The sequence below is a fragment of the Pseudomonas sp. S32 genome (genome assembly GCF_016648095.1).
GTDB classification, from domain to species: domain Bacteria; phylum Pseudomonadota; class Gammaproteobacteria; order Pseudomonadales; family Pseudomonadaceae; genus Aquipseudomonas; species Aquipseudomonas parafulva.
On sequence record NZ_JACVVF010000024.1, the window covers coordinates 57,446 to 71,087 of the forward strand.

Genomic DNA, 13,642 nt, shown 5'->3' on the forward strand with positions numbered 1-13,642 from the left:
AAAAAGGATGGCTTTGGTACTTTATATTCCACAATGCTTTTTAATAAGAGGCTATGAATGCCCGAAAAATGTGCACGCTTCGTACTAAACGTAACGCATTGGTGCAACGTAAACGTCTCAATGTTTCCTTGCCCTACCTTTTAATGAGCTCCAGATTGCTACTAGTCGAGGCAAATTACTTAGTTAAAGCTCTAATTCAGACCTGCTTATCAAGAAGCATTCTCCCCGCCAGCACTGCTGGGAGTTGACAGCATTCCAAAAAATGCTCTACCTTTTCTGGTGTACCAGATCTTAGATCTGACGTACCAGCCATACGAATGGTGTCAACACATAAATAGAGTGTGTTTAACCTTTCTGTGAGTAGAAGTAGGAGACATGGCAACCCGATCGTGGGGAGCTGCTAACAAAATAACGTCATCCACAAAGGCTACATACATGGAACAGGCAATCATTAATAATGACCGTGAATATCTCCGCCACTTTTGGCATCCCGTTTGTACCGTAACGGAACTGGAGAAAGCTCACCCCTCGAGTCTTGGGCCAATGGCCGTTACGCTTCTCAGTGAGCAGTTGGTAGTGGCAAAGCTAGGTGGTGAGTATGTTGCTATGCACGATCGGTGTGCGCATCGATCCGCGAAGCTCTCGTTGGGTACAATTGCGAACGACCGCCTTCAATGCCCGTATCATGGATGGCAGTACGACAGCGAGGGCGCTTGCAAACTGGTGCCGGCTTGTCCCAATAGCCCAATTCCAAACCGAGCAAAAGTGCAGCGATTCGATTGTGAAGAGCGCTATGGTCTGATTTGGGTCAGATTAGACTCAAGCTACGCATGCACTGAAATTCCTTATTTCAGTGCTGCAAGTGATCCCAGGTTGCGAATCGTTATCCAAGAACCTTATTGGTGGAACGCAACAGCGGAGCGCCGCTGGGAAAATTTCACTGACTTCTCACACTTCGCTTTTATTCATCCAGGCACGCTGTTTGACCCAAATAATGCCGAGCCTCCAATCGTCCCAATGGACAGATTCAACGGTCAGTTCCGCTTCATTTATGATACACCTGAGGACATGGCCGTCCCGAACCAGGCGCCCATCGGCTCGTTTTCCTATACCTGCAGCATGCCATTCGCTATCAACCTGGAAGTAGCGAAATACTCAAGTAAATCACTGCATGTCCTGTTTAACGTTTCGTGCCCAATAGACGATACTACGACCAAGAACTTCCTGTTATTTGCGAGGGAGCAAGCTGACGATTCTGATTATCTGCACATTGCCTTTAATGACCTGGTCTTCGCCGAAGACAAACCAGTGATTGAGTCTCAATGGCCCAAGGATGCTCCTGCTGACGAAGTCTCAGTAGTAGCTGACAAGGTGTCTATCCAGTACAGGAAATGGCTTCGCGAGCTGAAGGAAGCTCACAAGGAAGGGGCTCAAGCCTTCCGAAGCGCTCTTCTAGATCCAGTAATCGAAAGTGATCGTAGTTACACATAGCTGGCTAAAATAAGGTGGCGCATAGCGCCACCTTATTTTTTGCAAAAAAAGACGGCCTCCTAAGAGGCCGTAAAACTCGCTACGTCCAAATCTTTAAGGCTTCTTAAATGAGCACACAGCCAGTTTATTACCGTCTAGGTCGCGTACGTAAGCGGCATAAGCATTTTCAGCCCAACCGCGCTCACCTGGCTTGCCTTCATCCTTGCCACCTAACTCTAGAGCTCTAGCATGGAAGGCATCGATTGCCGCTCGACTTGGAGCTTCGAAGCTTATAGTCACTCCGTTGCCAACAGTCGCCGGCTGACCATTCGCGGGTTTAAGCACAAAAAACGAAGGATTATCAACGCCCCAAATCGACCCATTGTCTCCGAGATCAGCCAGACGTTGGAGACCAATCTCGCTCAGAACCTCATCGTAAAAAGCTCTAGCCTTATCAAGAGAGTTAGTGCCAACGGTCACATGTGTAAACACGCTCATACTTACCTCGTAAATTGCTGTTTAGAAGTGAATCACTGTTCTTATACTTTTACCTTCGTGCATGAGATCGAATGCTTCATTGATTTTTTCAAGCCCCATATTGTGGGTAATAAACTTATCGAGCGGGATGTCGCCAGCTTGCGATCTGGTGACGTAAGAGGGAAGCTCAGTTCTTCCTTTTACTCCCCCAAAGGCGGAACCGCGCCATACACGACCGGTGACGAGCTGGAACGGTCTGGTCGAAATCTCAGCGCCAGAAGGCGCAACACCGATGATAACCGACTCGCCCCAACCCTTATGGCAACACTCGAGAGCGGCGCGCATCAGATTAACATTGCCGATGCACTCAAAAGAGTAGTCAACACCGCCATCTGTAAGTTCAACGATGACGTCTTGGATTGGGCGATCGTATTCTTTGGGGTTGATGAAGTCAGTTGCGCCAAGCTCTTGGGCAATTTCAAATTTTGCAGGGTTGATATCCACAGCAATGATACGACCAGCACCTGCCATTTTGGCCCCGATTACCGCAGCCAACCCGATTCCGCCCAATCCGAAGATAGCGACAGTTGCGCCCTTCTCGACTTTCGCAGTGTTGAGAACGGCCCCGATACCTGTAGTCACTCCACAACCAAGCAAACATACCTTCTCGAGCGGCGCGTCTTTCGGGATCTTGGCCAGGCTGATTTCGGGCAGAACGGTATATTCAGAAAATGTCGAGCAGCCCATGTAGTGATAGATCGGCTCTCCTTTGTAGCTGAATCGAGTGGTTCCATCTGGCATCAATCCTTTGCCTTGAGTAGCACGTACCGCTTGGCAGAGGTTTGTCTTACCAGATTTGCAGAACTTACATTCCCCGCACTCTGCCGTGTAAAGGGGAATTACATGATCGCCCACGGCCAAGCCTTTCACGCCTTCGCCCACAGCCTCGACGATGCCGCCTCCTTCGTGCCCAAGAATGCAAGGGAAGACCCCTTCGGAATCTTGCCCGGAGAGCGTGTACGCATCTGTATGACATACCCCGGTCGCTACGACACGGATCAACACCTCACCGGCTTTCGGAGGCTGGACGTCAACCTCAACAATTTCCAGTGGCTGCTTGGGCCCAAATGCTACAGCTGCTCGTGATTTTATCATTGTCATCACCTTTGGTTACGGGGAGGTTGTGATCGCAGCTTACGCCCTCCCCCACTATCTTGAGTCCACAAGCTCCGTCGATGTCGGCCAAACTGCCGTCGATTTGGGACATGGGAGAAAAACGAAATGCTCTTAGACGACTACCAGACCAGGTCAATTGAGCTGGTTATCTACCGAGGTTTCAAAGCCTTTGAAGCAATCGGCCCAATGACCGTATTCAGCTATGCCAATAGGATTTTGGAGTCTTACGGCTATCCGCCGGGCTACAGGGTCGCTATCCGTTCAAGCAAAATCGGCCCTGTACCATCAGATACAATCATGACCCTGGATGCGACAATTGACCTAGAAATGTCTACCGATGCCCACTCAATTCTCGTCGTGGGTGCTCACTACATCGAGAATGCAGTAATCGAAAATCCATCGATTATCGAGTGGATCCATCGAGCCGCACCCAGCACTCCACGCTTCGCCGCACTATGTTCTGGCGCATTTTTCCTTGCAGCTACAGGATTATTGAATGGTCGACGAGCCACCACACACTGGAGGATGAATGATGCTTTTGCGAAGAAATATCCGGAAGTGAAGCTAGATATTGATTCCATCTATATCAGAGACGCGAACTTCTGGACATCTGCAGGGGTCAGTGCATCGATTGATTTAGCGTTAGCGTTTGTAGAGGAGGATCATGGTCATCGGCTAGCACTTGAAGTTGCTCAGGATCTAGTAATCTTCCTTAAGCGGCCTGGTGGACAATCACAGTTCAGTGCAAATTTAGTTTCACAAAGAACGCAGAACACAAGCATGCGTGAAATCCAAAATTGGGTAATTGAGAATCTCAATAGCAAAATGTCCGTAGCCTCTATGGCTGAGCGCTCGGCTATGAGCACAAGACATTTCACCAGAACATTCAGCAAAGAAGTGGGCATGTGCCCATCCCAGTTCCTAGATCAAGCCAGAATTGATCATGCCAGGCGGTTGCTAAGCGGTGGAAGCCTGCCCATCAAAACAGTATCGTTCATGAGCGGCTTTACTAGCGCTGACCATATGCGCCTTGCTTTTAAAAAGTTTCTATCAGTAACGCCCAAAGAATACCGCGACCGGTTTACAAAAGCGTGACCTAAGCAGTGCGCCATTTACATCAGAAACGCTCGCTGTGTCGCACGCGGAGATCTCATTAGCCGAGAGAACTCCGTGTGCCTAAATCACAGCATAGTCGCCCGCACTATTTGTCGCGTATTGTATTCCATCAGCTTAATATAGTTTGATGCGGGGCCATTCTCATCTGAAAGAGATTCCGGGTAAAGAACACCACCTGTCTTAGCTCCAGTGGCATTCGCAATCTGAGACACAAGCCGAGAGTCATTTGAGTTCTCAGTGAAATATACCCTAACCCCCTCTCGTCGAATTTGGTCAATCAACGTAGCTATATCAGCCGCGGATGCTTCTATCTCAGTGGAAAGGCCCAGAGGTGAGAGGAAACTCACTCCGTATTCCATTGCATAATATCCAAACGCATCATGACTCGTTAACACTCTTCGTTGCGCAAGTGGTACCTCAGCGAGCTGTATGATAATGAGCTGATTTAAAGCATCAAGCTTAGCTAGGTAAGAGTCCGCATTATCACTAAATTTCTTCGCTTGATTAGGATCTGCTTTGGTTAACTCCGCCTCAATCTTAGTCACCCAGAGTTTAACATTTGCCACACTGTTCCATACATGAGGATCTATTTTCGTTTTTCGGCCTTCAGAAAAAGTGATTGGCTTAATTCCTTCGGACACAACGACCGGTGGATTTTGATTTCCTGAGGCCAGAGCTAGCCGTTCAAACCAACTTTCTAATCCTAAGCCGCTGATGAATGTGATATCAGCCTCCTTCAGCGATTTTGCGTCAGCTGGTGAGGGCTCAAATTTGTGGGGATCGCCATTTGGAGGGACAATGCTCCTCACCTTGACACCATCACCACCTACGTTTTTGATAACATCGGCAAGTACGGTAAAGCTTGATACAACGTTAAGCGTATTCGCGCATGCCACTGAACTACCGAACAGCCAACCAATTGAGCTCATTAGTGCAACCACAGCACGAGACAGTCTCATTTCACTTCCTTCTATTCACATCATGCTAGAAGAGATTTACTTATCAACCACAGCCCCACACATACCCACCAATATAAATTTGAAGTACTCAAGCTTACACGCCGTTACATTCGTTAGCTTTGAGTAGAACCAAAGACAAACCCCCCAAACTTTCCGCCACTATCAGCCACCACAATCACTCGATAGTAGACGAAGCAAAATAATATTATAATTAAGCACGCACGCAATCGCTACACAATAAACTAAAGCTTCGAGATAGAAGCGATATAAACCAGCCTCCACTCACAGAAGTTCAACCTTACTTTCTTCTGACGACATATTGCCAGACAACATATCGCACCTAGGAAATGACCTGCAATTCAAATTATGTGTACAAAATACTCACACAGGGGAAAAATAGAAAAAACATCATCCCTTTATTTTTCATCAGTTGTTTGAGATGAGCGTATTCCCCCTGGAGATGGCGCTGCCCTTCAGCCTTCCTGTCGCACCTCTAGTGTGAACACTCTTGCGGGTTAGAGGTAGCGGTGGCGGGTTACTAAAGGTTTTACGCGCCGCTTCGATCCCTTTTCATTTACTGACTCAGTGGCGGTCGCTTTTTAACCCGACTGATGGATAACTAGATAGCTTATGATAAGAAACCACCCTCCCAAGAAAACTCCCGCACCGACTAACTGGCGATTATTCAAGGAGGTCAGTCTCAAGCTACACTTCTCTTTTGTGATTTGCTTCATTGCATTACCCTCACCGACTCAGGCCATACGGTTGACTCAAATTATCATTAATATATATAGAATTACGACATCACAACAAGCAGGTCTAACCCAACGAGAACGGCCCTGCCTTAGACAGGGCCGCTCTATATTCAAGCAGGTGTATGCTTCAGTTCCGGCTTTGGAATCACGCGCCCGTTACGATCAATGATCACTCCAGGCAAATCATGGCTAAGTGTCTCACGCTCTTGGTAATGGATTACCGAACGAATCGCCTCACCACGCTTCAGAAGGTCAAATGCATGGTTCAGTGTTTCATGATCCATATTGTGAGTGATGTATGGATCAACGTTAATCTCACCACGAAGCCATTCATCAACCATGCCTGGAAGCTCAGACCGACCCAATACCCCGCCAAAAGCGCTCCCCTTCCACACTCGACCAGTCACTAATTGGAACGGTCGGGTAGCGATTTCTTCTCCAGCGCCGGCCACGCCGATGATGATACTTTCTCCCCATCCTTTATGGCAGCATTCAAGCGCGGCTCGCATGAGTTCGACATTACCCACACATTCAAAAGAGAAATCTACACCACCATTCGTCATGTCAATGATGACGTTTTGAAGTGGCTCGTTGTAGTCCCTAGGATTTACGCACTCAGTCGCTCCAAGAGACATGGCTAATGGGAACTTGTTGGGGTTGACGTCAATGCCGATGATACGTTTCGCCCCTTGGAGAACAGCTCCTTGGATAACTGCCATTCCGACAGCGCCCAGGCCGAATACAGCAACGGTATCACCCGGACGAACCTTGGCAGTGTTCCGGACAGCACCAATGCCCGTCGGAATCGCACAACCCATAATCGAAGCCTTGGCCAGCGGAGCTGCAGGATCGATTTTAGCAACGGCAATTTCGGGCAAAACGGTGTACTCACTGAATGTGGATGTACCCATGTAGTGGAAAATTGTCCGTCCCTTATAGGAAAAACGACTTGTGCCATCAGGCATTAGTCCTTCGCCCTGGGTCTTTCGAATAGACTGGCTAAGGTTGGTCTTACCAGATTTGATGAAGGGGCAGTTTGGATCTTCTGGCGTATACAGCGGAATGACATGATCGCCTGGCTTCACGGACGTAACGCCGCGGCCTACGTCCTCAACGATACCCACCCCCTCGTGACCGAGGATGCAAGGAAATTTCCCTTCAGGATCTCGCCCGGACAAAGTGAAGACGTCCGTGTGACAAAGGCTGGTCGTGACGATCCGGACGAGCACTTCCCCGTCTTTTGGGCCCTCAAGGTCAACTTCTTCAAATTCTAGTGGCTGATTAGGCCCCCAAGCGATAGCGGCACGTGTTTTCATTGTTGTACTCCGTTAGGTTATAACGTATCAAAAGATACAACAGCTGATTGCGTCTGCAAGACCACCCGCCTCAGGTTGGCCACATTCGCTTGAAGTCTGTCCGATTGCCACAGCCAAGGAACCTATCCAATGAGGCTAACCGATGCACCGGCCCTCCACACCGTACACATTGTCATTTATCCCGGCTTCAAGTCCCTCGAAGCTGTAGGTGCGCTCACGGTGTTTGACTACGCCAATGCGCATTTGACAGCGAGCGGCGAGCCTCCCCTTTACGACCTCCACTTAGTCGCGCCAGAGGCGGGCTCGATTCAATCCGACACGTTAGCCAGACTCGATGCGGAATCTCTGCGGAGCAGAATCCTGCCTAACACCGCGCTGATTGTTGGCGCCCGTGACATTACAACAGCAGTACATCAGCATCGCCCTATCGTTGATTGGTGCAGACACGCAGCATCCCGGATTGATCGGCTCGTGGGCGTTTGCTCTGGGGCTTTTTTTCTCGCGCAAGCGGGTGTCCTGGATGGCCTTGACGCAACCACTCACTGGAGCGTTGCTACCCGGCTCGCTACCGAATTTCCGGAAATCAATGTCAACGCTGATGCCATTTTCATTCAAAACGGACGGATTTGGACGTGTGCCGGCGTATCGGCGGCTATAGATTTGAGCCTAGCTTTAGTAGAGCAGGATCTCGGACAGGATCTGGCATTAACCATAGCGCGAGAGCTAGTCGTCTATCTAAAGCGTCCCGGCGGGCAGTCTCAGTTTAGCCAGCATCTCGGTAGCCAGATGACTCCGCATTCCGGAATAAGAGAATTACAGATCTGGATTCTTCAAAACCTTAGCCGGGATCTTACTCTAGAAACACTTGCATCCCAGGCGAACATGAGCACTCGCAACCTGCGGCGGGTCTTTCAACGTCAAACCGAAAGCTCGCCCTCTGAATTCATAGAGCGCGCGAGGCTCGAGCGCGCACGACGTTTGCTAGCTGATGAAGACGTAGCTTTGAAGCGTATCGCCGCACAATGTGGATTCGGCTCAGAAGAACACATGAGGAGAGTATTTCAGCGGCACCTAGGTGTCACACCGAAAGCATACCGCGATCAATATGAAGCGCACTGAAGGCCTGGTGGACTTATGAGATGAAGCGGGGGACGGCACGAACGTCCGAACGCTAACGGTGTTCTGCGTGGTTGGGCCCGAAAGCGTAGCGACGATGCAGCATACGCACGCTATGTATCATTTTTCGGGCCAAGCTCAGACTTAACTGCGGTAGATGAATACGATAAAGAACATCCCACCTATCGCTGCAGAGACAACACCGATTGGCAAGTCCTGAGGAGCGATCACAGTCCTGGCGACGATGTCCATACACACCACAAGCAAAGCGCCGAGCAACCCGCAGAGCGGTATTAGGCGTCGATGCTCGGCGCCCACCAGCCGGCGGGCTATGTGAGGAACCATAAGCCCCACAAAGCCGATCGACCCGCTTAGTGCCACCATTACACCCGTCATGCACGAGGTCATGACAAATACACTAATCCGCACTCGATGGACGTCCACGCCCAGACTGACAGCCGTCTGTTCACCAGCCATAAGCGCATTCAGAGAACGCCCACACGCCCAAAGCGCGAGACCTCCCAACACAATCACACAGAGCGGCAGCCACAATAGCTCCCAGCGAGCCGCACCAAGCCCACCCATCATCCAGAACAGAACTGATGAACTCGCACGATGATCACCCAGAAACAACAGGAGATTAGCCGCGGCCATCAAAACAAACGACACCGCTACACCGCTCAGCAGCAGCCGATCACTCGTGAAAGTGCCGTGCTTCCGAGCGATTGCCATTACAAGCAAAAGAGAAGCTGAAGCTCCCAGAAACGCGGCGAGCGGCAAAGTGAACTGACCCAATAGCTCCCCTACGTACATAACGACAACGACAGCCCCAAGTGCTGCACCGGAAGTCGCTCCCAGGAGATGCGGATCCGCCAAAGAGTTTCGTGTAACAGCTTGGAGAGCAGCACCAACCATTGCGAGTCCCGCTCCGACAAGAACAGCTAGGGCAACCCTCGGCGCTCTGATCAACCAGATGATGTGATCCTGCCCAGATGTGGCATCCAGCGGCTCAGCCCCAAGTAGGTGACTTTGAACAACCTGCCACGCGACCTTGAGCGGTACCGGTGCAGCTCCGATAGCGAGCGCCGTTAGACACACAAACACAATCAGGCTTGCGAGCAATACAAGGAGCCCGGCGTAAGCATCTGGGGTCTTGATCGGAGCCATGATCATCGCTCTTCATCAAATGCGGCTGCCAAAGCTTCGATTGCACCGAGGTTCTGAATTCCCGGCGTCATGGCACTGTAGGGAAGCACCACGAATCGCTTGTTTTGAATTGCCTCAATAGACTGCAACGCGGGGTTCTCACGTAGAAATTGAATCTTCTCCGCCGCGCTTCGCTCACCGTAGTCAATAATGACGATGAATTGCGGGTCTGCCTCCACCACGCTCTCCCATCCGATCTGCGTCCAACTGGCACTAATGCCATCCATAACGTTCCGCCCTCCAGCCGTCTCAATCAAGGCTTGAGGGATAGCCTGTCGGCCCGCAGTGAAGGCACGATCTTCCCCACTGTCATAAACAAACACTCGAGGCTTCTTCTTTCCGACCACCCGATGAATAACCGCCTGCTGACGCTTGCGTAGCTGCGTGATCAGCAATTGCGCGCGATCTTCGACATCAAAGATTTTGCCGAGGTTAGCCAGGTCGGTGTAGACCTGCTCCAAGCTAGCTGTAGCACTTGGTTCAATGAGCGAGCAGGATTCAGTCAGCTCATAAACTTGGATACCTAGAGGCTTCAGCGTCTGAGGCGTGACATCACCTCCGACCATCATTCCGTAGTTCCAGCCAGCGAAGAAGAAATCTGCGTTCACGTTCAGCAGTGTTTCCACGGTTGGATAATGCGTGGCCACCTCCGGTAATCCCTTGAGGGCGGTCATCAATCCGCCGGTGGGTTTATTCCAGCCCGTGACGCCGCTATAGCCGACCATGTGCGACTGCAGCCCCAGAGCGACCATCATTTCTGTCAGATTCACGTCCTGGCTGACCGCCCGCGCAGGTGGGTGAGTGAAGACGACGCTTCGGCTGCAGCTTTTAACGGTGACTGGATATGAACTCGCTTGGGCAGTGATCGAAGCCAACAAGCTGACCAGCAAAACTGCCATCGTAAAGATAGGTTTCACACGATTTTCCAAGTAATACGGGGCGTCCCGATTTGGGGATGCGCATCGACTAAGGCTTCAACGCCGTAGGTCTCGAACAAATTATCTGGCGTGAGGACATCCCACGGGCGTCCTTGGGCAGTGATCCGACCATCCTTGATAACGTAAAGACGGTCGCAAAACGCCGCGGCTAAATTGAGATCGTGAAGACTCGCGATCACCGCCACGCCCAGCTTCTTGACATGAGCCAGCAACTCAACCTGATGCTTGGGATCAAGGTGGTTGGTGGGTTCATCCAGGATGAGTACCTGGGGATCTTGAGTCACAGCCCGGGCAAGCAACGTCCGCTGTTTTTCTCCACCGGAGAGCAGCCCAAAGTCGTGATCCTGGAGGTGGACTAAGCCCATTGTCTCGAGCGCATCATTGACCGTTACCCGATCCCTGGTGCTTTCGCTCTGAAATCCCCGTTGGTACGGAATGCGCCCCATCGCCACCACTTCCCGCACGCTTAAACCGTAGGTTGAAGGAAACTCTTGCCCAACGACAGCAATTCGCTGGGCACTCCATCGCGCAGGCTGCGCCCAGAGGTCATCTCCTGACAGACCCACCACGCCACTCTCTGGTTTGCTGTAGCGCATGGCGCAGCGCAGTAAGCTGGTCTTTCCTCCTCCGTTAGGCCCGATAAGCCCCACGAATTCGCCTGACTCGATGCGCATGTAGATGTTCTTGAGCGTGAATGGCTCAACGCCAGAGCCACTCCTTGGTGATGTCCAGCCCACGTCCCTGATAGTTAATAGGGCGCCTGTCATATTAGAAGTCGATGTCGGCAGTCAGATAGAAGGAGCGAGGCTCACCCAGGATCCACTGCTGCCCCTCGTTGTATTGCGTGCTCGCATACTCTCGGTCGAAAACGTTCCTGAGCTGCAGACCCAATTTTGTGTTCTTCAAGGCTTTCCAGGAAACGGCTGCATCGACGACGGTGTAGGAGGGAAGCTTGTTCATGTTCGCGATGTCGGCATAGCGAGCATCGACATAGCGCAGGCCCGCCCCTGCATTCAAGTCCTGCGAAAACGCCTTATCCAGCCAGAGATTGGCAGTGCGTCGCGGTACATTAATCGGTCGATTGCCGCTGCGTGACACCGCAACGCCATTCACCGCCTGATCAAAATCGTCGTACTTCGCCTTTACCAGAGCGGCATTTGCTTGGAGCTTCCAGTCATAGGGCAGTTGAAGATCCAGACTGGCTTCGACTCCGTTCGACGACTGCTGACCCACCTGTAATGACGACCCAGGCGCTTGCGGATCTGCGGTTAAAAGTTTCTTTTTAACAATGTGATAGGCAGCAACTGTCCAAGACCCCTTTTGATCCCAAAACATTTGCTTGAAGCCCATCTCGGTCTGACGGGCTTTGGCTAGGTCAAACTGTTGCTGGCTCGGGCTCAGGCTGATTAGCCCCCCTACCCCGTCGGTGCTGGTCGACTGCTGACCATAGATGGACATATCAGGCGTTAACTCATAGACGATGCCGACCTTCCAATTATTTCCAATCAGATTTTTTCCGGAGCTCGAGCCGCTTCGCAGGTCGTCTCGGTTGATATCCACATAATCACGTCGCAAGCCGGTGATGAGAGACAGGCGTTCCGTCAATTCAGTCCGATTTTCTGCAAAGAACGACGCTTGGCGGGTAACGCTTTTCGACAGTGGAAGGTATTCCGAGGCACTGTGGAATCCGTCCCGGTTCGGGTGGTGCAGATCGATCGGCTCGCCAGCTGTCACCACATCATCGTAAGGAGAGTTATTGGTCAGCTTGAAGCGAATACGGTTGACATCAAACCCTACAAGACTCTGACTGTTCAGCCCGAATAAGGAGTGCTGAATCGTGAAGGTTTGTCGGTCGCCAACCTGCTCCTGATTGTGCTTGATACCGTAGAACCCGCTACGCAGTAGCTGCTGGTTATCGGTGTCCCAATTGTAGTTTTCCGCGTTAGCCCATCGACGCCGCGACTTCAGGTAATACAGTTCATTGGTAGAACTGACCGCATCGGAAATCTGCCAGGTAGCCGTCAGCCGCGTCCACTGGTCATCGTAATGCTGCTTAGCCCCGCCAACGTTATAGTTTTTGTATCGCAAACTGCTCTTGTAGTGACCATCAACGAGGGGCACACCGAAATTGTTCATCGGGGTGTGGTCACCCGAATCATGCGATAGCTGAAGCGAGAACGCCTCGTTTACCTGCCAGCGAAGCGAGCCACTAATGAATGTGCCTTGAGAATCGCCGTGATCGATCCATCCATTGCTACGCAGCTGATTCAGATTCAGTCGATACGTGAATGTATCGCTTAGTGAGCCACCACTGTCCAAGGCCGCCTGCTGGCTGTCGTTGGAACCGTAACCCAGGCGAAGCCGATTCCGGATCTCTCCATCAAACGGCTTCTTCGGGATGACATTCACTACAGCACCAGTGGCGCCTTCACCGTAAAGAACCGAGGCAGGGCCTCGGAGCACGTCGACACGCTCGACCGCCCAGGTATCGACGGGGAATGTCGAGGAGCCCATTCCCGAGTACAGGCGAGTGCCGTCAAAAAGCTGCATCACAGACCCCTGCCCCGTGAAGCCGCGGGCAGATAGCGCCGTTCCGCCATCGCCGGGCGCACCTATACTCGTAATGCCAGGACTGCGCGCGACAGCATCCTGCACCGTAGTGTCGCCGTGGCTTCTGATGCTCCCCCCCGTCAGAACCGTTGTACTCGCTGGCGTCTCCAACGCGCTGAGCCCCAAGCGGCTTCCGGCAGTGTTAGACACATCAAGCCCGATCTGCGTCTCATCAGCGATGAGGTCAGCAGCAATAGTACTAGCGGGAAGGGAAATCGAGGTTGGTTCTGCGGCGTAAGCACTTGAGTCAGCAATGGCAAGCCATAGCGCAGATACGAGAAACGGAGTGGATGCTAAGGAGTTCATGGATGTCATTCGAGTTCATGGTTAACCCGAGCGTCAGAACGCACAGGCCTAAAAGATACGTTATAACATATCCATAATCGAAATGCGGGCGATCACCGCTTGAGCCCTCCTCCACGCTGGACTGAAAGAAGCTCAAAGGCTCTTCGCAAGCCTCCTCAAACCGGAATCATTAATGGCCGTTTCAGTCCTATTCGGCG

Annotated in this window: 11 protein-coding genes; 3 read left to right on the plus strand and 8 right to left on the minus strand. The window is 51.5% G+C overall.

The features are described 5' to 3' along the window. The first annotated feature begins 435 nt into the window (after nt 1–435). Nucleotides 436–1,491 carry an aromatic ring-hydroxylating oxygenase subunit alpha gene (locus IAE38_RS14855; RefSeq protein ID WP_201162892.1) on the plus strand — a complete coding sequence of 352 codons (1,056 nt, stop codon included), beginning with the start codon at nt 436–438 and terminating at the stop codon, nt 1,489–1,491. A gap of 93 nt (nt 1,492–1,584) precedes the next feature. Here IAE38_RS14855 and IAE38_RS14860 read toward each other — a convergent pair whose 3' ends face one another. Both IAE38_RS14860 and IAE38_RS14865 read right to left on the minus strand, forming a co-directional pair. Continuing rightward, nucleotides 1,585–1,968, minus strand: coding sequence for a VOC family protein (locus IAE38_RS14860; protein WP_201218145.1), 384 nt, complete (start codon nt 1,966–1,968; stop codon nt 1,585–1,587). 21 nt (nt 1,969–1,989) lie between these two features. Continuing rightward, entirely contained in the window at nt 1,990–3,102 is a 1,113-nt protein-coding gene (locus IAE38_RS14865; RefSeq protein ID WP_201162890.1) for an S-(hydroxymethyl)glutathione dehydrogenase/class III alcohol dehydrogenase, read from the minus strand. Between the two features lie 126 nt (nt 3,103–3,228). Between IAE38_RS14865 and IAE38_RS14870 the strand changes: the two genes are divergently transcribed. After that, nucleotides 3,229–4,218 carry a GlxA family transcriptional regulator gene (locus IAE38_RS14870; protein ID WP_201162889.1) on the plus strand — a complete coding sequence of 330 codons (990 nt, stop codon included), beginning with the start codon at nt 3,229–3,231 and terminating at the stop codon, nt 4,216–4,218. Nucleotides 4,219–4,304: 86 nt separating this feature from the next. Here the strand turns inward: IAE38_RS14870 and IAE38_RS14875 are convergent, their stop codons facing one another. After that, a complete protein-coding gene (locus IAE38_RS14875) occupies nt 4,305–5,198 on the minus strand; it encodes a metal ABC transporter solute-binding protein, Zn/Mn family (protein ID WP_236404041.1) in 894 nt (297 codons plus the stop codon). An 865-nt stretch (nt 5,199–6,063) separates the two neighbouring features. Then, nucleotides 6,064–7,269 (minus strand): S-(hydroxymethyl)glutathione dehydrogenase/class III alcohol dehydrogenase, encoded by a 1,206-nt coding sequence (locus tag IAE38_RS14880; protein ID WP_201162888.1) that lies wholly within the window; start codon nt 7,267–7,269, stop codon nt 6,064–6,066. Between the two features lie 129 nt (nt 7,270–7,398). Here IAE38_RS14880 and IAE38_RS14885 point away from each other — a divergent pair, with 129 nt between their 5' ends. Beyond that, complete coding sequence (locus IAE38_RS14885; RefSeq protein ID WP_201162887.1) at nt 7,399–8,388, plus strand: GlxA family transcriptional regulator; 990 nt, start codon at nt 7,399–7,401, stop codon at nt 8,386–8,388. Between the two features lie 141 nt (nt 8,389–8,529). On the opposite strand, the gene IAE38_RS14890 is transcribed toward IAE38_RS14885, so the two are convergent. Genes IAE38_RS14890 through IAE38_RS14905 form a run of 4 tightly spaced genes read right to left on the minus strand, consistent with a single transcriptional unit; the run spans nt 8,530 to nt 13,445 of the window. Continuing rightward, nucleotides 8,530–9,552: a FecCD family ABC transporter permease gene (locus tag IAE38_RS14890; protein ID WP_201218146.1), complete on the minus strand. Its 1,023-nt coding sequence runs from the start codon at nt 9,550–9,552 to the stop codon at nt 8,530–8,532. Nucleotides 9,553–9,554: 2 nt separating this feature from the next. Next, a complete protein-coding gene (locus IAE38_RS14895; protein WP_201162935.1) occupies nt 9,555–10,490 on the minus strand; it encodes an ABC transporter substrate-binding protein in 936 nt (311 codons plus the stop codon). Between the two features lie 14 nt (nt 10,491–10,504). Further along, nucleotides 10,505–11,296 (minus strand): ABC transporter ATP-binding protein, encoded by a 792-nt coding sequence (locus IAE38_RS14900; protein WP_201162885.1) that lies wholly within the window; start codon nt 11,294–11,296, stop codon nt 10,505–10,507. A 1-nt stretch (nt 11,297) separates the two neighbouring features. Continuing rightward, complete coding sequence (locus IAE38_RS14905) at nt 11,298–13,445, minus strand: TonB-dependent receptor (protein WP_201162884.1); 2,148 nt, start codon at nt 13,443–13,445, stop codon at nt 11,298–11,300. Nucleotides 13,446–13,642: the final 197 nt, after the last annotated feature.

Bases quoted from the DNA above. Each gene is read 5' to 3' on its own strand.
- IAE38_RS14900 (WP_201162885.1), bottom strand. From the start codon at position 11,296: ATGACAGGCGCCCTATTAACTATCAGGGACGTGGGCTGGACATCACCA.
- IAE38_RS14865 (WP_201162890.1), bottom strand. From the start codon at position 3,102: ATGATAAAATCACGAGCAGCTGTAGCATTTGGGCCCAAGCAGCCACTG.
- IAE38_RS14870 (WP_201162889.1), top strand. From the start codon at position 3,229: ATGCTCTTAGACGACTACCAGACCAGGTCAATTGAGCTGGTTATCTAC.
- IAE38_RS14860 (WP_201218145.1), bottom strand. From the start codon at position 1,968: ATGAGCGTGTTTACACATGTGACCGTTGGCACTAACTCTCTTGATAAG.
- IAE38_RS14890 (WP_201218146.1), bottom strand. From the start codon at position 9,552: ATGGCTCCGATCAAGACCCCAGATGCTTACGCCGGGCTCCTTGTATTG.
- IAE38_RS14905 (WP_201162884.1), bottom strand. From the start codon at position 13,445: ATGAACTCCTTAGCATCCACTCCGTTTCTCGTATCTGCGCTATGGCTT.
- IAE38_RS14885 (WP_201162887.1), top strand. From the start codon at position 7,399: ATGAGGCTAACCGATGCACCGGCCCTCCACACCGTACACATTGTCATT.
- IAE38_RS14875 (WP_236404041.1), bottom strand. From the start codon at position 5,198: ATGAGACTGTCTCGTGCTGTGGTTGCACTAATGAGCTCAATTGGTTGG.
- IAE38_RS14895 (WP_201162935.1), bottom strand. From the start codon at position 10,490: ATGGCAGTTTTGCTGGTCAGCTTGTTGGCTTCGATCACTGCCCAAGCG.
- IAE38_RS14880 (WP_201162888.1), bottom strand. From the start codon at position 7,269: ATGAAAACACGTGCCGCTATCGCTTGGGGGCCTAATCAGCCACTAGAA.
- IAE38_RS14855 (WP_201162892.1), top strand. From the start codon at position 436: ATGGAACAGGCAATCATTAATAATGACCGTGAATATCTCCGCCACTTT.